At 61.0% G+C, this 17,817-nt stretch carries 17 protein-coding genes; 10 read left to right on the top strand and 7 right to left on the bottom strand.

Going from position 1 to position 17,817, the window contains the following annotated elements; all coding sequences use genetic code 11:
* Positions 1–242 precede the first annotated feature (242 nt).
* Positions 243–1,916, top strand: a complete 1,674-nt coding sequence (locus FAA86_RS13070; protein ID WP_136541207.1) for a formate--tetrahydrofolate ligase — start codon at positions 243–245, stop codon at positions 1,914–1,916.
* 235 nt (positions 1,917–2,151) lie between these two features.
* Positions 2,152–4,425 carry a TonB-dependent hemoglobin/transferrin/lactoferrin family receptor gene (locus FAA86_RS13065; protein WP_136541205.1) on the top strand — a complete coding sequence of 758 codons (2,274 nt, stop codon included), beginning with the start codon at positions 2,152–2,154 and terminating at the stop codon, positions 4,423–4,425.
* A gap of 58 nt (positions 4,426–4,483) precedes the next feature.
* On the opposite strand, the gene FAA86_RS13060 is transcribed toward FAA86_RS13065, so the two are convergent.
* The gene (locus FAA86_RS13060) at positions 4,484–5,461 is read right to left on the bottom strand and encodes an extensin-like domain-containing protein (protein ID WP_136541203.1); all 978 of its coding nucleotides are present in this window, start codon (positions 5,459–5,461) and stop codon (positions 4,484–4,486) included.
* A gap of 287 nt (positions 5,462–5,748) precedes the next feature.
* Here FAA86_RS13060 and FAA86_RS13055 point away from each other — a divergent pair, with 287 nt between their 5' ends.
* Together FAA86_RS13055 and FAA86_RS13050 are read left to right on the top strand one after the other, a co-directional pair.
* Positions 5,749–7,938 (top strand): anthranilate synthase, encoded by a 2,190-nt coding sequence (locus FAA86_RS13055; protein WP_136541201.1) that lies wholly within the window; start codon positions 5,749–5,751, stop codon positions 7,936–7,938.
* A gap of 214 nt (positions 7,939–8,152) precedes the next feature.
* Positions 8,153–8,785, top strand: a complete 633-nt coding sequence (locus tag FAA86_RS13050) for a hypothetical protein (RefSeq protein ID WP_136541199.1) — start codon at positions 8,153–8,155, stop codon at positions 8,783–8,785.
* A gap of 31 nt (positions 8,786–8,816) precedes the next feature.
* On the opposite strand, the gene FAA86_RS13045 is transcribed toward FAA86_RS13050, so the two are convergent.
* Entirely contained in the window at positions 8,817–9,131 is a 315-nt protein-coding gene (locus FAA86_RS13045; protein WP_136541197.1) for a HigA family addiction module antitoxin, read from the bottom strand.
* A complete protein-coding gene (locus tag FAA86_RS13040; RefSeq protein WP_136541195.1) occupies positions 9,103–9,387 on the bottom strand; it encodes a type II toxin-antitoxin system RelE/ParE family toxin in 285 nt (94 codons plus the stop codon). The genes FAA86_RS13045 and FAA86_RS13040 overlap by 29 nt, the downstream gene beginning before the upstream one ends.
* Positions 9,388–9,576: 189 nt before the next feature.
* Here FAA86_RS13040 and FAA86_RS13035 point away from each other — a divergent pair, with 189 nt between their 5' ends.
* The 3 genes from FAA86_RS13035 (at position 9,577) to FAA86_RS13025 (ending at position 11,393) form a co-directional block, all read left to right on the top strand.
* The gene (locus tag FAA86_RS13035) at positions 9,577–10,485 is read left to right on the top strand and encodes a cation diffusion facilitator family transporter (protein ID WP_136541193.1); all 909 of its coding nucleotides are present in this window, start codon (positions 9,577–9,579) and stop codon (positions 10,483–10,485) included.
* 17 nt (positions 10,486–10,502) lie between these two features.
* On the top strand, positions 10,503–10,967 hold the full coding sequence (queF, locus tag FAA86_RS13030; protein ID WP_113462455.1) for a preQ(1) synthase: 465 nt from the start codon (positions 10,503–10,505) through the stop codon (positions 10,965–10,967).
* Between the two features lie 75 nt (positions 10,968–11,042).
* Positions 11,043–11,393 carry a hypothetical protein gene (locus tag FAA86_RS13025; protein WP_113462456.1) on the top strand — a complete coding sequence of 117 codons (351 nt, stop codon included), beginning with the start codon at positions 11,043–11,045 and terminating at the stop codon, positions 11,391–11,393.
* A gap of 46 nt (positions 11,394–11,439) precedes the next feature.
* Here the strand turns inward: FAA86_RS13025 and FAA86_RS13020 are convergent, their stop codons facing one another.
* The 4 genes from FAA86_RS13020 to FAA86_RS13005 form a co-directional block, all read right to left on the bottom strand.
* On the bottom strand, positions 11,440–12,195 hold the full coding sequence (locus tag FAA86_RS13020; RefSeq protein WP_136541191.1) for an amino acid ABC transporter ATP-binding protein: 756 nt from the start codon (positions 12,193–12,195) through the stop codon (positions 11,440–11,442).
* Positions 12,192–12,872, bottom strand: a complete 681-nt coding sequence (locus tag FAA86_RS13015) for an amino acid ABC transporter permease (RefSeq protein ID WP_136541189.1) — start codon at positions 12,870–12,872, stop codon at positions 12,192–12,194. The genes FAA86_RS13020 and FAA86_RS13015 overlap by 4 nt, the downstream gene beginning before the upstream one ends.
* A gap of 175 nt (positions 12,873–13,047) precedes the next feature.
* Positions 13,048–13,821, bottom strand: coding sequence for an amino acid ABC transporter substrate-binding protein (locus tag FAA86_RS13010; protein ID WP_136541187.1), 774 nt, complete (start codon positions 13,819–13,821; stop codon positions 13,048–13,050).
* Positions 13,822–14,084: 263 nt separating this feature from the next.
* A complete protein-coding gene (locus FAA86_RS13005; RefSeq protein ID WP_136541185.1) occupies positions 14,085–14,657 on the bottom strand; it encodes a HupE/UreJ family protein in 573 nt (190 codons plus the stop codon).
* A 736-nt stretch (positions 14,658–15,393) separates the two neighbouring features.
* Between FAA86_RS13005 and FAA86_RS13000 the strand changes: the two genes are divergently transcribed.
* The 3 genes from FAA86_RS13000 (at position 15,394) to FAA86_RS12990 (ending at position 17,814) form a co-directional block, all read left to right on the top strand.
* Positions 15,394–16,182: a hypothetical protein gene (locus FAA86_RS13000; RefSeq protein WP_136541183.1), complete on the top strand. Its 789-nt coding sequence runs from the start codon at positions 15,394–15,396 to the stop codon at positions 16,180–16,182.
* Positions 16,179–16,652, top strand: coding sequence for a hypothetical protein (locus tag FAA86_RS12995; protein ID WP_136541181.1), 474 nt, complete (start codon positions 16,179–16,181; stop codon positions 16,650–16,652). The genes FAA86_RS13000 and FAA86_RS12995 overlap by 4 nt, the downstream gene beginning before the upstream one ends.
* 121 nt (positions 16,653–16,773) lie before the next feature.
* Entirely contained in the window at positions 16,774–17,814 is a 1,041-nt protein-coding gene (locus tag FAA86_RS12990; protein ID WP_136541179.1) for a hypothetical protein, read from the top strand.
* Positions 17,815–17,817: the final 3 nt, after the last annotated feature.

Raw genomic sequence — 17,817 nt, 5'->3', positions numbered from 1 at the left:
GGGGGGAGGTCGCCGCAACGCGGCGGGTGGGGGTGAACAACGCCGCGAGTTAGGCCCACGTTGCTGGGCGAGCGTAGCTGCCGCCACCCCACCCCGAAGCTGCGCTCCGACCCTCCCCTCGAGGAGAGGGTGTCATGTCCCTCTCAGGCCGCTTAACTTCGCTGTGAAAAAAGTCCTGTCACCGGCTTGCACCCTGGGCCGCGCCGTCAGATCCTCCGGTCAATGGAAAACAAGGGGGAAACATGACCGTGGCATCCGACATCGATATCGCCCGCGCGGCGTCCAAGCGGCCCATCCAGGAGATCGGCTGCAAGCTCGGCATTCCCTCCGAAAGCCTGATCCCCTATGGCCACGACAAGGCGAAGATCTCGGCCTCCTTCATCAAGGGGCTTGCCGACCGCTCCGATGGCAAGCTGATCCTGGTAACCGCGATCAATCCGACACCGGCAGGCGAGGGCAAGACGACGACGACCGTCGGGCTCGGTGACGGCTTGAACCGGATCGGCAAGAAGGCCGTGATCTGCATCCGCGAGCCTTCGCTCGGGCCCTGTTTCGGGGTGAAGGGCGGTGCGGCCGGCGGTGGTCATGCGCAGGTCGTGCCGATGGAGGACATCAACCTCCATTTCACCGGCGATTTCCACGCGATCACCTCGGCCCATAACCTGCTTTCGGCGCTGATCGACAATCACATCTACTGGGGCAACGAACTCGGTATCGACACGCGCCGCATCACCTGGCGGCGGGTGATGGATATGAACGACCGGGCCCTGCGCCAGATCGTGACCTCGCTCGGCGGCGCCTCCAACGGCTTTCCGCGCGAGGCCGGCTTTGACATCACGGTGGCCTCCGAGGTCATGGCGATCCTCTGCCTCGCCACCGATCTCGAAGACCTCGAAAAGCGCCTCGGCGCGATCATCATCGGCTATCGCCGCGACAAGAGCCCCGTCTATGCCCGCGACCTCAATGCCGACGGTGCCATGGCCGTGCTGCTCAAGGAAGCGATGCAGCCGAACCTCGTGCAGACGCTCGAAAACAATCCCGCGCTCGTTCATGGCGGCCCCTTCGCCAACATTGCCCATGGCTGCAATTCTGTCGTGGCGACGAAGACGGCGCTGAAGCTTGGTGATTACGTGGTGACGGAAGCGGGTTTCGGGGCCGATCTGGGTGCGGAGAAATTCTTCGACATCAAGTGCCGCAAGGCGGGGCTTGCCCCCTCCGCCGTCGTGATCGTCGCAACGGTCCGGGCGCTCAAGATGAATGGCGGGGTGGCCAAGGAGGATCTCTCCCGCGAGGATGTGGCCGCCGTCGAGCGGGGTGCCGTCAATCTTGCCCGGCATCTCGAAAACCTCGCCAAGTTCGGCGTGCCGGCGGTCGTTGCCATCAACCATTTCACCACGGACACCGAGGCTGAAGTTTCAGCCGTCAAGGCGGTGGCCAGAGGACTGGGGGCAGAAGCCGTGCTCTGCCGCCACTGGGCCGATGGCTCGGCTGGGATCACCGAACTCGCCGAGGCGGTGGTCAGGCTTGCCGATACCCCCTCTGAATTCCGTCCGCTTTATCCTGATGCCATGCCGCTCTTTTCCAAGATCGAGCGCGTCGCTGCCGAGATCTACCGGGCAGGGGAGGTTACGGCAGAAAAGGCGGTGCGGGACCAGCTCCTCGAGTGGGAACGCCAGGGCTATGGCCATCTCCCGGTCTGCATGGCGAAGACGCAGTATTCCTTCTCCACCGACCCCACGCTGAGAGGCGCGCCGGAGGGCCACACCGTGCATGTCCGGGAGGTGCGCCTGTCTGCGGGCGCCGGCTTTGTCGTCGCGATCACCGGCGAGATCATGACCATGCCGGGACTGCCGCGCGTGCCGTCCTCGGAGAAGATCCGCCTCGACCGCTCCGGTGCCATCGAAGGGCTGTTCTAAGTCCCAATACCTATCGCCATCGCGTGATATTTTCGTCACGGTGATGGCGATCACAAATCATGATAAAAAGAATCATGTTTTATATGTTGACTCCGATAATCATGTTTTATAGGGCGTGATTGCGGCGAAAATTCAGACGCCGCCAAGGTTTTGACGCAATCACATTCGGCCAGCCTGCCCCCGCAGACACGGGGTGCGGGACCGTTATCTGCTGGCCTTTCGAAAGGACATCCGCATGGGCTCCCGGCCTCTCCGCCCCCTTTTGCTCGCATGCACCGCACTGGTGGCCGTCTCCGCCATCCTCCCCGCCCAGGCCCAGGACGCCAGCACGGCGACCACAACGGCCGAAGGCGAAACGCAATTGCAGACGATCGTGGTGAAGGGCAAACGCGTGTCGGCGGGATCCGTGGCCGATACGCCACTGGCGACCGAGACGACGGCGGAGGATTTGCGGGAGAGGGATGTCGACAGTTTCCAGGATCTTGGGCGTGTTCTTGAGCCCGGCGTCGATTTCAGCAAGTCGCTCGGTGGCGTGACCATTCGTGGTCTCGGTGGGCCGCGTGTGGTGACGACGATCGACGGGATCCCGCTTCCCTATCTGGACAATTTCGCCCGGCGCGGAGGGCCGTCTAGCACCACCAATGCCAACGGTGGCAGCGATAGCGTCGATTTCAGTGCCATCTCGACCCTGGATGTCCTTCGCGGCGCGGATTCGTCCCGGCTGGGGTCCGGCGCACTGGCCGGCGGTATCGCCTTACGCACCCTGGAGCCGGAAGACCTGATCGGCGAAGGCAAGGATTGGGGTGGCATTGCCAAGACTAGCTATGACAGTGAAGACAAGAGCGTGAGCGGCTCAGCTGCCGTGGCCAAGAAGGTCGAGAACACCTCCGTACTATTGCAGGGCACCTACAAAAAGGGCCAGGAGACGGCTACGCAGGGTGATGTTGACGCCATTGGGCCGACCCGTACAGAGGCCAATCCGTCCGAATACGACCAGTACAACCTCCTCTTCAAACTGCGCCAGCAGCTTGAGGGGGGGCATACGGTCGGGCTGACGGCGGAGCGCTTCCGCCGCAACACTGATACCGATCTCAAGACACTGCAGGGAGCGACTTCCGGCTCTAGCCGCATCTGGGCCGTTGGGGAGTATGACGGATTTGACGACACGGCACGCGATCGTGTCTCGGTCGACTACTCCTTCCTCAATCCAGCCGAAAACGAGGTCATCCAGTCGGCACGTCTGTCGCTCTACTGGCAGAAAACCGTCAAGAATGCGGGGGCGACGGGTCGCCGCGTCGGCACATTCGCCGGCCCTTGGTTGCGCGACAACGAGCTGTCCGAAGGCTCGTATGGCGTAACGGGCAATGTAGTGAGCGAGTTCTCCACAGGACCGCTCAATCATGAGGTGACAGTCGGGATCGACGGGTCGATCTCCGATACCAGCCAGTACGTTACTGGCATTGATGCGTGTACGCTGGGTACCGTCACGAATGCCGCCCTTTGCGGAAACCTCAAGTCCAACCAGTCCGACATGCCGGATGTCGATGGAAAGCGCTTTGGCATCTATATTGAGGACAAGATCACGATGGAGAACAGCGCTCTGTCAGTCACGCCGGGCGTCCGCTTCGACTGGTATGAATACGAACCTGTCCTCACTGACGGCTTCATGGAGAGCAATGCCTATACGGTCGGGGGACTGCCTGAGGCGAGTGACGGCAATCGCTTCAGCCCGAAGCTGCTTGCGGAATACCAGCTCACGCCAGAGATCCAGCTCTTCGCCCAGTGGTCGATGGCCTATCGTGCCCCGAGCGTCAACGAACTCTACCTCGATTTCGTCAACACTGGCTATGCCGTGCGTGGCAATCCTGACCTGGAGGCCGAAACCTCGAATTCGTTTGAAGTTGGGGCCAACTTTGAATTCGACGACATCAGCGGCCGCGTTGCCGCCTATCACAGCCGGTACAAGAACTTCATCGATCAGACAAGCACCACCGATCCGGTCTACGGTTTCCTAACGCAATACGAGAATCTTGACCGCGTCCATATTTCCGGTTTCGAGTTCAGCCTGCGCAAGGACTTCGCCAACGGCTTCTTCGTCCATGGGGGCGGCGCCTATGCCTATGGCGAGGACAAGGAGACCGGTGAATATCTCCGCTCCGTCCTGCCGTTCAAGGGCGTGGTCGGTATCGGATACGAGCAGGTCAATTGGGGCGCAGACCTGAGCCTGATCGGCGCATCCGGAATGCGGGACGATGGCCTTGACACCACTTTCGATGCGCCCGGTTATGGCATCGTCGACCTGGCAGCATGGTGGGAGCCAGAGCAGTTCAAGGGCCTGCGCATTCAGGCCGGCGTCTACAATGTGTTCAACAAGACCTATTACGACGCGGTGGAAATGAAGGACTTCAATCCCACCACCGTGCCGGCGAATAGCAACACCAATCAGCCGATCGAGTATTACTCCGAACCCGGCCGGACCTTCAAAATCTCGCTCACCCAGAAGTTCTGAGTGGAGCAACACGATTGCGGCAGGCGGCGCAGAGATGCGCCGCCTTTCGCGTTCCGCTTTACCGGCAATACCGGTACCCGCTCTTCCGCTCGATCACGTCGAGATGCATGTGATCCTGGTGTGTCGGGTCGCTGCCGGGGGATAGCACCGTGGTGAAGTAGAGGCAGGCGATGGCGTTGAAGGCGCGCTGGAAGGCGGCCTCGGCCGTGCCGTCATCCTGCTTCGCGATCATCACCGGCTCTTGCCTCTCTCCGAAACGCAAGGCGGCGATGTCGATCGCATTGCCATAGGCATGCTCCGATACCTTGCCATTTTCGGCGCTGTTGCGGTTGCGGCAGACATAGCCGGATGCCTGGCGGATGGCGGTAAGCTTTGGCTTGTCAGGGAAGGCGGCTTGGGCCGCGGGCTTCAGCATGTCGCGGGTCATTCTTGCAAGCTGCAGCGCCGTTTCGCAGCGAAGTGTAGCCTCCGGCTCGAGCGCCACATCGGGCAGGATCTTCGTGAGCGTGACCGGGGCTGCGATACCGCAGCCGCCGTCGTCGTAGATGGGGGAGGCGGGTTCGAAACGGGCACCAATCGCCCGGAGATCGGCCAGGCAGGCGGCCAGCGCCTTCGGGTCTTCGGCTGCTGGCGGCGGGTCTGCAGGTTCTGCCTTTTCCTCCGGCTCCGCCCCGGATGTGCCTGTGCCTTCCGTCTTCTCCGTGTTCGGCGTCTCGTCCGCTGCCTCGGATGGATTGCCGGCTTGTGGCTCTTCGTTCCTGGTTTTCTCCGAAGCCTGTGTTTTGCCGTCGGCCTTCGTCTCGTCTGCCACAGGCGGTGCCGGCTTGGGATCCGGTGTCGGCACCGTCGCCTTGTCAGCGGGTTTGGCCTCGTCGCTTGCCGCGTCCGCGCCGGTGTCTGGAGCAGGGGCCGCCGCTTCGGGGCGAGGGGCCGGTTGCGGGCCGCGGGCGGGAAGCGTCAGCCCCGTTGCGATCGGCAAGGCGAACAGCAAGGCGGGCAGCAAGCCGAACCGGGCCGGCAGTTTGGTCTTCGTCATCTCGTCTCCGTCTCCCCAGCCACCGGGTCGATAAGGCGCGAGCCGCCGAAAAGTTCATGATACGAGCACTGCAAAACGCCCTTGCTAAGGCGCGGGCTCCACGGTATTCCTGTCGCCATGAAGATCGTTTCGAAGAACATTGCTTGGTGGTGGGCACGCTGACGCGGCCTTGACCAGTCATGTCTTTAGACGATTGACCCCAAAGCCGCCCGGAAACACTCCTGAGGCGGCTTTTTCGTATTCAAGGCCTGCAGGAGACGGGCCCTGAAGAGTGGAGAAGGACAGATATGTCGACGATTTTGCAGGAAGACGGCTCGGAAGCCTATCAGACGCGCGGCGGTGTGACCGTCACGCGCAAGCGCCGGCCGACGCCTTATGGCGATGCCATCTCCACCTATGTCGACAAGCTCGACGAACGGCGCGGCGCGGTCTTCTCGTCGAACTACGAATATCCGGGCCGCTATACCCGCTGGGACACGGCCATCGTCGATCCGCCGCTTGGCATATCCTCCTTCGGCCGCAAGGTCTGGATCGAGGCCTATAACGGCCGCGGAGAAGCGCTGCTGTCGATGATCGCGAACAAGCTTGCGACCGTCGAGGATCTGGCGCTCGGCGCCCGCACGGCCACCCGGCTCGATCTCGACGTCAAGCCGCCGTCGCGCGTCTTCACCGAGGAAGAACGCTCCAAGATGCCGACGGTGTTTACCGTGCTGCGTGCCGTCACCGAGCTCTTCTACTCCGAGGAAGACAGCGCCATCGGCCTTTTCGGCGCCTTCGGCTATGATCTCGCCTTCCAGTTCGACGCGATCGATCTGAAGCTTGTCCGCCCCGACGATCAGCGTGACATGGTGCTCTTCCTGCCGGACGAGATCCTCGTCGTCGACCACTATTCCGCCAAGGCCTGGATCGACCGTTACGACTTCACCAAGGGTGACCTGACCACGATCGGTCAGGCGGAAGAGATTGCGCCCGAACCCTTCCAGCATACGGACACCATCCCGCCGCGCGGCGATCATCGCCCGGGCGAATATGCCGAACTCGTCACCAAGGCCAAGGAGAGCTTCCGCAAGGGTGATCTTTTCGAAGTCGTGCCGGGGCAGAAGTTCATGGAGCGCTGCGATTCGAAGCCGTCGCAGATCTCCAAGCGGCTGAAGGAAATCAATCCCTCGCCCTATTCCTTCTTCATCAATCTCGGCAACCAGGAATATCTCGTCGGCGCATCGCCGGAGATGTTCGTGCGGGTCAATGGCCGGCGCATCGAGACCTGCCCGATCTCCGGCACGATCCGCCGCGGTGCCGATCCGATCGAGGATTCGGCCCAGATTCTGAAGCTCCTCAACTCCAAAAAGGACGAGAGCGAGCTCACCATGTGCTCCGACGTCGACCGCAACGACAAGAGCCGCGTCTGCGAGCCGGGCTCCGTCAAGGTCATCGGCCGCCGTCAGATCGAGATGTATTCGCGCCTCATCCACACCGTCGACCACATCGAAGGTCGCCTGCGTGACGGCATGGACGCCTTCGACGGCTTCCTCAGCCATGCATGGGCGGTCACCGTGACAGGCGCACCGAAACTCTGGGCCATGCGTTTCATCGAGGCGCATGAGAAGAGCCCGCGCGCCTGGTATGGCGGCGCCATCGGCATGGTCGGCTTCAACGGCGACATGAACACCGGTTTGACGCTTCGCACAGTCCGTATCAAGGACGGCATTGCGGAAGTGCGCGCCGGTGCGACGCTTCTGAATGACAGCGACCCGCAGGAAGAAGAAGCCGAAACCGAACTGAAGGCCTCCGCCATGATTGCAGCGATCCGTGATGCCAAGAGCGGCAATGATGCGTCTTCCAAGCGCGGTGTGGCGCGCGTGGGCGAGGGGGTCAACATCCTGCTCGTCGACCATGAGGACAGTTTCGTCCACACGCTCGCCAACTATTTCCGCCAGACGGGTGCCACCGTGAACACGGTTCGCACGCCGGTGCCGGAAGAGATCTTCGATCGCCTCAATCCCGACCTCGTCGTCCTGTCGCCCGGTCCGGGCTCGCCGACGGATTTCGACTGCAAGGCGACGATCAAGAAGGCGCGCGCGCGCGAACTGCCGATCTTCGGCGTCTGCCTCGGCCTGCAGGCGCTGGCCGAAGCCTATGGCGGGGAACTGCGCCAGCTCGCCGTTCCCATGCATGGCAAGCCGTCGCGCATCCGCGTGCTCGAACCGGGCCTTGTCTTCTCGGGGCTGGGCCGCGAAGTCACCGTCGGCCGCTACCACTCGATCTTCGCCGATCCCTCGTCGCTGCCGCGCGAGTTCATGATCACGGCCGAAAGCGAAGACGGCACGATCATGGGCATCGAACACGCCAAGGAACCGGTCGCTGCCGTCCAGTTCCACCCGGAATCGATCATGACGCTCGGCGGCGACGCTGGCATGCGGATGATCGAGAACGTGGTGGCGCATCTGGCGAAACGCGCGAAGGTGAAGGCGGCTTGAGGAAATGGATAGGGGGCGCGGCTGAACATGGCCGCGCTTACCTGATTTGCGATTTGAATACCGAACCTGCTCTTGGTTGCGGCAAATCGCGAATATCTACTATGGATTTCAAAATAACGAATTATTAGTTTCTTAATCCTACTGTTTTGTAGGCATGAGGCCGGAATACAATGAAGCGCCATGCCGGCGGTTTCGCGATTTATGGGTGCACCTTATGTTTACTCCCGTGTCTTCGCTCAGTGCCAGCTCGATTGCCGTGCTGTTCAGATCTCAGGGCGGGGTGGCGGAAGTCCCGGCATCTGCAAATCCTGGAGCGACGACTGCGACTGGCTATACCGACGATGTCTTCAAGGCTGGCGACGCCATTGGCAAGATTATCGAAATCGCCAGCAGCATGAGTTCCTCGATTGGCATGTTTACCATGGACGGTGCAGTCAGGACCGACAATGCGGATGGCACCTACTCATATACGAAGGTTGGTGAAGGCCGCACGATCTCTGAATCCGATTATGCGCGCCGAGACCTTGAAGCCACCATGGAAAAGGCCCGGGAACCGGGGATTGAGGGGGTTCGAGCTAGAGCCTATCTGGAGGCAATCAACCAAGGCACTCTGCAAACGGTTGACCTTTCAAGACGAGGTGTTACTTCCACACTGACGCGCACGGTCATGTACAATCAGGATGGGTCCGAGCGTGGCAGCATTGATCGGTTCGATACGCGGGGGCTAGACGAGTTTCTGGAAGCAAATACCTATGTGGATGAGACTGGGACTCTGCGCGATCGCGAATCCGGGAAATATGCCGGTATCCGTCAGAACGGCACAGTGTTCCACTATCTGATATTTTGAGGTTCTCGTGCCGCATTATTTAGTGTGGCATTCACGCCGCCCTAGGCTCAATCCGCTTCAACTCGTCCTCGATCTCCCGCCGCCGCTGCATCAGATCGTAATCAGCCTGCAGGCCGAGAAAAAAGCCCTCCGACACGCCGAAGTAGCGTGAGAGACGCAGGTCGGTATCGGCGGTCAGCGACCGCTTGCCGAGCACGATCTCATTGATCCTGCGGGGCGGGACATGGAGCGCCCGAGCCAGAGCATTCTGGCTCAGTCCCATCGGCTTCAGAAAATCTTCGAGCAGGATGTCGCCCGGATGGGGATTGGGTATGAGGTCAGTCATGGTAGTCGACGATCCCGACATCGCTTGGTCCTCCATCATTCCAGGTAAAGCAGATGCGCCACTGGTCGTTGATCCGGATACTGTGCTGCCCGAGCCCATTACCCTTCAAAGCTTCCAGCCGATTTCCAGGCGGTACGCGCAGGTCAGTCAGCTGGCGAGCACTGTTCATCAAGCGAAGCTTCCTGAGTGCCACAGCCTGTATATCCGGCGGAAGCTTTCGGCTTCGCTGGCCGGACCAGATGCGCTCGGTTTCGGCATCTGCGAAACTCTGGATCATGGCTAGGTATAACGCGTCGCGTTATAAAAGGCAACGCAGCCCGCTGTGCATCCCCCACCTCCAGCCTTGACCTTTCCTCAACCCTTCGGCATTACCCTCCCATCCAACCGAACCGCCCGCTCTTGCCGGGCGGTTTTGTCGTTTTTGGAATTGCGTCTGCAATTCACTCGCATCTGCAGGGAAGAGGCCATGGTGGCTGAAGACAATACGCTCGTCCGGCGCATCGCGTTCTGGGGCATACCGCTTGCCTTCGGGGTCATGGGGCTGAAACTGCTTGCCTGGTGGGTCACCGGCTCCGTCGCGCTGCTCTCCGACGGCCTGGAATCGACCGTCAACGTGATCGCCGCCTTCCTTGCCTATTTCGTGATTCGCTATGCACAGAAGCCGGCCGATGACGACCATCCTTACGGCCACCACAAGGCGGAGTATCTTTCCGCCGTTCTCGAAGGTGTGCTGATCGTGGTCGCGGCGCTCCTGATCATCCGCGAGGCGATCCCGGCGCTGCAGGCCCCGACGCTGCCGGATGCGCCTTTCCTCGGGCTGGCGATCAATGGCGCCGCCGCGGTGATCAATGCCGCCTGGGCAACGCTCCTGATCCGCGTCGGGCGCAGCCATCGCTCGCCGGCGCTCTCGGCCGATGGCCAGCACATCATGTCCGACGTGGTGACCTCCGTCGGCGTGATCATCGGCCTCGTTCTGGTGCTCGCCACCGGCTATGCGATCCTCGATCCGATCCTCGCCATCCTCGTGGCGCTCAACATCATCTGGCAGGGCTGGAAGGTGATCGCCCAGTCGGTCGCCGGCCTGATGGATGTCGCGGTCTCGCCGGACGAGGCGGAGGCCATCCGCGAAGCGATCAAGGAAAACTCCGAAGGCTCGCTCGGCGTGCATTATCTGCGCTCGCGGCGCGCCGGGGCCGCCACCTTCGTAGCTTTCGATCTGGTGGTTCCCTCCAAGATGACCGTCAGGGACGCCCATGTCATCTGCGACCGGCTGGAAATGGCCGTGCACAAGGCAGTGCCCGGCACCCGCGTCACCATCCATGTCGAGCCCGAAAACGAGATGGCGCATGGCGCCGGCGTCGAGCTTGGCCGTTGAACTCTAAGGAACAGATCATGAGCAAGACCGATACCTCCGGGCTCACCCAGCTCGGCCAGAGCGTGGAAGCCCCCACCAGCCCGGAAACCGCCGTGATGGAGCGTGTGCCGAACGGCAATGCCGGCACGGACTATGTCGTGCGTTTCACCGCGCCCGAATTCACCTCGCTCTGCCCGATGACCGGCCAGCCGGATTTCGCCCATATCGTCATCGACTACATTCCGGGCGACTGGCTGGTGGAATCGAAGTCCTTGAAGCTCTTCCTCTTTTCCTTCCGCAATCACGGCGCCTTCCACGAGGATTGCTCGGTCTATATCGCCAAGCGGATCGTCGAGCTGCTCGATCCCAAATGGCTCAGGATCGGTGCCTATTGGTATCCGCGGGGCGGCATCCCGATCGACGTCTTCTGGCAGACCGGCGAGCCGCCAAAGGGCGTCTGGCTGCCGGATCAGGGGGTGGCAACCTATCGCGGCCGCGGGTAATGACCCGGCCGCGGGTGACTTCGCTCCTCCGCTGCCCTAGTTTCCCAGATGATCAACAACAACCAGGGGTGCTGCATGCCGAAGTTTCTCGCCGTCTACACGATGAAAGCCGAGGATTTCGCGCGCTTTCGCAACCTGTCCAAGGCCGAGCAGGATGCCATCGATGCCGAAGGTATTCCGAAATGGGTCGAATGGGAGGAGCGCAATGCCGCGCATATCCTCAATCGCGGCGGCATGGTGGGCAAGACCACGCGGGTGACGCGTGACGGTATCGCCGCCGCGTCCAATCCGATCTGCGGCTATCTCATCGTGGAAGCGCCGACGGCAGAGGCTGCCGCCCGGCTGTTCCAGGATCACCCGCATATCACCGTCTTTCCCGGAGACGGCGTCGACATCATGCCCTTCGTGACCGATCCCGACCTTTAGGAACTGCTGCAGGTTCCGTGAGCCGCGCTGCTCGCCGCTGGCGCCACTAAACCGTCTGTGCGGCACTGATCGAGGAGACGAAACGCCGGGTGCGATCGCGCTGCGGCGTGCGGAAGATCTCGTCGGCGCTGCCGGTCTCCACCACCTGGCCGGCTTCCAGAAAGACCACCTGATTGGCGATCTTCGAGGCGAGACGCAGGTCATGCGTGGCCATCACCATGGTCGTGCCTTCCGAGGCAAGCTGGCCGAGCACATCGACCACTTCGCCCGCAAGCTCCGGATCGAGCGCCGATGTCGGCTCGTCGCAGAGCAGAACCTTGGGCGAGGGCGCGAGCGCGCGTGCAATTGCCACGCGCTGCTGCTGACCGCCGGAGAGGTTTGCCGGCCAGGCATCTTCCTTGTGTGCCATGCCGACCTTGTCGAGCAGTTCTGCGGCACGGGCTCTGGCCTTATCGCGCGACCACTTCTGCACGGTGATCAGGCCTTCCATGACATTCTCGATCGCCGTGCGATGGGGAAAGAGCTGAAAGTTCTGGAAGACCATGCCGGTCTGGCAGCGGATCTTCTGGACCTCAGAGAAGGGCACCTTGCGGCCGGGGGAGAACTCCACCCTGGTGTCGCCGATCTGGACTGCGCCCGAGTTCGGCAGTTCCAGCAGGTTGATCGAGCGCAGAAGCGTGCTCTTGCCGCCGCCCGAGGGGCCGACGAGTGCGGTGACGCTGCCTTCCGGGAAGCTCAGCGAGATGTCGTTGAGGATCGTCGCCTCGCCGAAGCGCTTGACGATGTTGGACAGCGTAATCATCGGTTGGCCTCCAGCATGCCGCCATAGCGGCTGAAACGCAGCTCGAGCCGGGCCTGCAGATTGGAAAGCACCGAACTCAGAGCGAGATAGATCAGGGCGGCTTCGATATAAAGGATCAGCGGCTCATAGGTTGTGGCGACGATGCGCTGGGCCGACTGGAAGAGCTCCGGCACCGTGATGGCTGCCGCGAGCGACGTGTCCTTCACCAGCGAGATGAAGGTGTTCGACAAAGGCGGGACTGCCACCCGAGCCGCCTGCGGCAGGATCGTCCGGCGCATGGCCTGGCCCCAGGTCATGCCGGTCGAATAGGCGGCCTCCCACTGGCCCTTGGGCACCGAGGCAATGGCCGCACGCACGATCTCGGAGGAGTAGGCGCCGATGTTCAGCGTGAAGCCGATCAGGGCGGCCGGGAAGGCGTCAAGCAGGATGCCGATGCTCGGCAGGCCGTAGAAGATGACAAAGAGCTGCACGAGAAGCGGCGTGCCGCGGATCACCCAGACATAGAAGCGGGCAATCAGAACCAGCGGGGTTGGCCCGAACAGCCGCGTCACCGCCGTGATCAGGCCAAGCGCAAGCCCGAAGGCGAAGGAGAGAAGAGTCAGCGGAATGGTGAACTTCACGCCGGCCCAGAGGAGCGTCGGCAGCGAAGTCAGCATCAGGTCGAGCCAGTGCGGCATTGGGATGTTCTCTCACTTGCAGGTGGGTGACAAAGACCCCCTCTGGCCTGCCGGCCATCTCCCCCACAAGGGGGGAGACTGCACGCGGCAGAGCCTCACACTATCACTAGGCGAGGCATTCGCGGAAAGCCCCTCCCCCTCGTGGGGAGGGGTTGGGGAGGGGTGTTTTTGTCTGTTACTTCGAAACGTCCTGGCCGAAATACTTGTCGGCGATCGTCTGGTAGGTGCCGTCAGCCTTGATGTCGGCAAGCGCCTGGTTGATGGCCGCGACCAGCTCCGGATCGCCCTTGCGCACGATAATGCCCGAGGCGTCGGCCTCGGCCTTTTCAGCGGCGATCTTCACCGGGGCATCGGGCTTCTGCTTCTTGAAGTCGAGGAAGGAAAGGCTGTCGTTGATCGTCGCATCGGCGCGGCCGGTGAGGACGAGCTGGATCGACTGGTCGAAGCCGTCGGTACCGACGAGTTCTGCGCCTGCTTCCTCGGCGATCTTGCCGAAGTTGCTGGAGAGCGACTGGGCCGACTTCTTGCCCTTCAGATCCTCGAAGCTCTTGATGTCCTCATTGCCGTCCTTGACCACCAGAACCGCCTTGGACACGATGTAAGGATCGGAGAAGTCATACTTTTGCTTGCGCGCCTCGGTGATGCCGACCTGGTTGATCACGGCATCGTAGCGGTTGGCATCGAGGCCGGCGATCAGGCCGTCCCATTTGCCTTCGACGAACTCTGCCTTGACGCCGAGCTTCTCGGCCACGGCCTGACCGATCTCGACATCGAAGCCGACGAGCTTGTTGTCGGCATCATGATAGGTGAAGGGGGCATAGGTGCCTTCGGTGCCGATTTTGATGACGCCGGCGGACTTGATCTGGTCGAGGTTTTCACCGGCGATTGCGGGGGCGAGAACGAGCGTCTGGAGGGCTGCAGCGGCAGCCAGTGTCTTGAGCCAGCTCATGGGTATTCCTTTCATGCGGTCGGCCCAGGGGCGGGCCTCGTCTTGGGAGCGTCTTCATCGCAGATCACGAGAGAGTTGGAGTGAGAGAAAAACGCGAAAAATTTGGGCAGTTGAGAAAAAATTACTCAATTCACCCCACGCCACCTTCCCGAACGCTGTTCTGCTGACGACCTGAAACGACAAAGCCGCCGCGAGGGTTCCGGTTATAACCGGGCCTCGCGGCGGCTCATGATTATGGCGGTTGCGCCGTCCGGTGTTTGCGATCAGCCGAAGGCGATCGCGGCGCCACCGACGACGGTGGCAAGGCCGAGAATGCGGGCGACGGCCGGACCAAGGCGGGTGACGCCGAGGCCGAGGGCAACGCCTGCGCCATGCAGGGCTGCTGTTGCGATCAGGAAGCCGAGGCCGAACTGGAGGGCGCCGGCCGCACCGAGCTCACCGCCATGGGCGTGGCCGTGGAACAGGGCGAAGAGACCAACGACAGCAGCAGACGCGGCAACCGGAAGACGGACGGCAGCCGCCACCAGCAGGCCGAGACCGATGACGGAAGCAAGGATTGCCGGCTCGACGAAGGGCAGCTCGACACCTGCGACGGCGAGGCCAAAGCCCACGGCCATCATCGTGACAAAGGCAGCCGGAACGGCCCACAGGGCGCGGCCACCGATCTGGCTTGCCCAGATACCCACGGCGACCATGGCCAGGATGTGGTCGGCGCCGAAAAGCGGGTGGGAGATGCCGGCCATCAGGGAGCCATGGGTTTCCGGATCGAGATGGGCAAAGGCCGGGCTTGCGGCCAGCGTCATCAAGGCAGCAGTGAATGAAAGGCGCTTCAACATGTCTTTTTCGTCCCTCTATTTGGTCGACTCATGGCGGCCGGAATTCGGTCCCGCCGATCGTCCCCTTAAACCATTGCTCAGCCTAGCGTAACCCATTCGCGGATGTCCACGACAAAGGATGCCCGAACCTATGTCGAATGCCGGGGATGAGATGTTGGCGTCTGCGTCAGGGGCTTGCGCAGGACCGACAGTAAAGCCGCGGAATACTTCACGACCGGTTGCGGCGCGAACCGCTGGAGAGCGCCGAAAAGTCGATTCCAGCGAAGCTCGCCAGGCCAAATTTGGGGAGTTTTAGCGGAACATTCAGTCGCCGGTGCAACGACCGATGCCCAAATCGCTGATTCGCAACGGAAATCTATCGTAAAAATCCTGTCATTAATCATCACTAATTTTCTGTTAATTCAGTATTGACGAAGCAAGTGCGGGGTGTTTGTATTCATCAGGTCGAAGTGTGTGCATCTCGTTAGTATTGCGATGCGTCTATATAAATAAATAGATGTATTGTTTCGTGTTCTGGCGATTGCAACCGTAAGAGATTCGCGCAGTCAGTTGATGCTGGCTGTGCTTCGGCGTGGGGAGGGCCTACGTCTGATCTGACATACTTGGTTATGCAAGAATTCTCCAGAATAGTCTGGCGAATAGGGAAGCTCTGTTGTCTTGTACGGCCTAATCTCTGTCTGAGGTGGTTGAGTACGGATTGAAATCGGGGCGATGGGTAATACAGAGGAGAGAGAACATGAAAAGCGTTATCGCAGCATCAGTATTGGCGCTGATGACGTCCGCTTCGGCGTATGCGACAAGCATCGACGCGGACATCGGTCAGTTCGCCATGGGCGTCCAGGAGGCCTTGAACAAGATCGATGATGCCAAGAAGGTCACCATCACCGGCCAGGAGGCCGTCAATGCGGCCAACCTCGTATCCAAGGTCAATGCCGGCGATCTGACAGCCGTCTATCAGACCTCGAAGGTCGGTCAGACGGCAGAAAACAAAATTCAATCCTACAAATACTATAGTCTGACCGTCGAAGACGTCACGCAGGATGCGACCAACGTCGCAAACTCGATTTCCATCGGCGAAGTCACGGATGGTGCCGCACTGGGTGAAGCTGAGCAGCTGGAAAAGATCAAGCAGCGCTCTTACGGCGACCAGTTCTCGATGAACAAGATCGAGGAGCTCGATTTCGGCAAGAACATCGGTCAGACGGCAGTGAACGCCGCCAATCTGGTGACGCTTGAAGTCGACGGCGGCGTGATCGATGACATCTCGCAGAAGTCGAAGGGTGATCAGACCGCGCTGAACAAGATCTACACCGGATGGTTTGACACGGCTGATCTGCACACGGTCAAGCAGAGCGCGACCAACGTGGCAAACTCCATTTCGCTCGGCGAAATCGACGTTGAGGATGTTGCCAGCAACATCAACAAGATGCTCGACGATGTTGAACAGGAAGTTCGTGTCGACCAGTATGCCGAGAACAAGATCGAGGTCGGCAACATTGTTGAGGATGTTCCCAGGAGGCTGTGAATGCCGCAAACCTCATCTCGTCCGAAAAAGTCGGTCTGGGTGAGGTCTACCAGGTCGCATACGGCGACCAGGATGCGCTCAACACGATCAAGTTCAAATACAAGATCGACGGCAATGCCACGACACTGGCAGGCGTTTTGATCCCGGCAACGCAGGACGCGACAAACGTCATCAACAGCGTCTCCGCTGCAGTCATCAGCAAGACCCTGTCCCAGTACTCCGACGTCGACCAGAAAGCAGAGAACGTAGCGGATTCCGTCAGCGGTTACTCCGAGGTCTGGGACCTCAACCAGACGGCCGTCAACGCTGCCAACCTGGTCTCGATCGGCACCATCGGTGGAGATCTGGAACTCGACCAGGTGGCGTATGTCTCGCAGAACGCATCCAACCTGATCGATGCCAACGGCATGGTTGACAAGGTGGTCCAGAGCGCAACCAACGTTGCCAACTCCGTCGGCGACCTGAACTAACTGGAGCTTGGCCAGGCTGTTTCATCAGCCTGGCCTCTTCTCTCTTTTGCTGAATGTTGGGAGGCCTGGCTCATGACGAGCCACGGTTAGATGTCTTATGCCCCGGAGTTATCGAGTCTCCTTGGCCGTCACATGCGCGGTTCTGGTCGTCTCCCCCGGTTTTTCGACCGCGGAGTCGCTTGACCTGACGCCGTCGCATGAGGTCCTCGACTCGGCCCAGATCGTACAGATTCTCAATGGTCGACAGGACGCCGTTCAGTCGCTCGGCTGGAAGAATGTGTCCGTCGCCAAGTCCGCGCGGCAGAACGCGGCCAATGCCGGCAATGTCGTCGATGTCGACGACCGCTCTCTGGACAGCGTGCGGCAGGATTTCGACGGCAAGCAGTTCTCCATCAACGATATCGTGCTGAATGCCGTCTCGGCGCTCGAGAGCATCGAGCAGGACGCCGCGAATACCGGTAACGCGGTCATCGGCGGCGACATCGGCAATGTCGAGCAGTATTTCGCCGACGGCTCCGTGCAACATGCCAAGAACAATCTTGTCCTGCCCGATCTGCCGGGCACGCTGCGTCAGACCGGCGCCAATACGATGAACCTCGTCTATTCCGAGCAGTCGGTGGCCCTGAGCTCGCAGAACTTCACTAAGCAGGCCAAGCAGTTGATCGACAACCGTGTCGTGGTGACCGGGGCCGGTGGCGAGGGGGCGATCGTGCAGGAGGGCACCAATCTCGGCAATATCATTGTCGCCCGCGACGTCGACGAGGTCGTCCGTGACTTCTCCGGCGATCAGATCATCAACAATGTGGTGACCTTGAAGGACGGTGCGCGCTGGGGTTCGATCAGCCAGAACGGCACGAACATCGCCAACTATATCGAGGCTGAGAACATCGGCTATCTGAAGCAGACCTCCAGCAATGGGGAGCAGATCGTCAACAACAAGGTGCAGGTGGTGACGCTCGAAGGCCTGACCGAGATCACCTCGCCGAACATCACGCAGAACTCGAACAACTTCGTCAACATGATCGTGTTGAAGGCGCCAGCCGATGACGGGTCGACCAAGATCGTCGACGTGCTTCAGGCCACCGATTACGGACAGACGGTCCAGGGTGCCAATGCCGGCACTGTCTCGCAGACCGGCAACGCTGTCGTCATCGATCGGTGAGCA

The sequence above is a fragment of the Rhizobium rosettiformans W3 genome, assembly GCF_004912135.1.
Classification (GTDB): domain Bacteria; phylum Pseudomonadota; class Alphaproteobacteria; order Rhizobiales; family Rhizobiaceae; genus Allorhizobium; species Allorhizobium rosettiformans.
This window is presented reverse-complemented; position numbering and strand designations above follow the sequence as displayed.

What these genes read in the sequence shown, in the direction of transcription:
- FAA86_RS13000 (WP_136541183.1), top strand. Translation starts at nt 15,394, where the DNA reads ATGAAAAGCGTTATCGCAGCATCAGTATTGGCGCTGATGACGTCCGCT.
- FAA86_RS13055 (WP_136541201.1), top strand. Translation starts at nt 5,749, where the DNA reads ATGTCGACGATTTTGCAGGAAGACGGCTCGGAAGCCTATCAGACGCGC.
- FAA86_RS13005 (WP_136541185.1), bottom strand. Translation starts at nt 14,657, where the DNA reads ATGTTGAAGCGCCTTTCATTCACTGCTGCCTTGATGACGCTGGCCGCA.
- FAA86_RS13065 (WP_136541205.1), top strand. Translation starts at nt 2,152, where the DNA reads ATGGGCTCCCGGCCTCTCCGCCCCCTTTTGCTCGCATGCACCGCACTG.
- FAA86_RS13025 (WP_113462456.1), top strand. Translation starts at nt 11,043, where the DNA reads ATGCCGAAGTTTCTCGCCGTCTACACGATGAAAGCCGAGGATTTCGCG.
- queF (WP_113462455.1), top strand. Translation starts at nt 10,503, where the DNA reads ATGAGCAAGACCGATACCTCCGGGCTCACCCAGCTCGGCCAGAGCGTG.
- FAA86_RS13040 (WP_136541195.1), bottom strand. Translation starts at nt 9,387, where the DNA reads ATGATCCAGAGTTTCGCAGATGCCGAAACCGAGCGCATCTGGTCCGGC.
- FAA86_RS13010 (WP_136541187.1), bottom strand. Translation starts at nt 13,821, where the DNA reads ATGAGCTGGCTCAAGACACTGGCTGCCGCTGCAGCCCTCCAGACGCTC.
- FAA86_RS13020 (WP_136541191.1), bottom strand. Translation starts at nt 12,195, where the DNA reads ATGATTACGCTGTCCAACATCGTCAAGCGCTTCGGCGAGGCGACGATC.
- FAA86_RS13045 (WP_136541197.1), bottom strand. Translation starts at nt 9,131, where the DNA reads ATGTCGGGATCGTCGACTACCATGACTGACCTCATACCCAATCCCCAT.
- FAA86_RS13070 (WP_136541207.1), top strand. Translation starts at nt 243, where the DNA reads ATGACCGTGGCATCCGACATCGATATCGCCCGCGCGGCGTCCAAGCGG.
- FAA86_RS13050 (WP_136541199.1), top strand. Translation starts at nt 8,153, where the DNA reads ATGTTTACTCCCGTGTCTTCGCTCAGTGCCAGCTCGATTGCCGTGCTG.
- FAA86_RS13035 (WP_136541193.1), top strand. Translation starts at nt 9,577, where the DNA reads ATGGTGGCTGAAGACAATACGCTCGTCCGGCGCATCGCGTTCTGGGGC.
- FAA86_RS13060 (WP_136541203.1), bottom strand. Translation starts at nt 5,461, where the DNA reads ATGACGAAGACCAAACTGCCGGCCCGGTTCGGCTTGCTGCCCGCCTTG.
- FAA86_RS13015 (WP_136541189.1), bottom strand. Translation starts at nt 12,872, where the DNA reads ATGCCGCACTGGCTCGACCTGATGCTGACTTCGCTGCCGACGCTCCTC.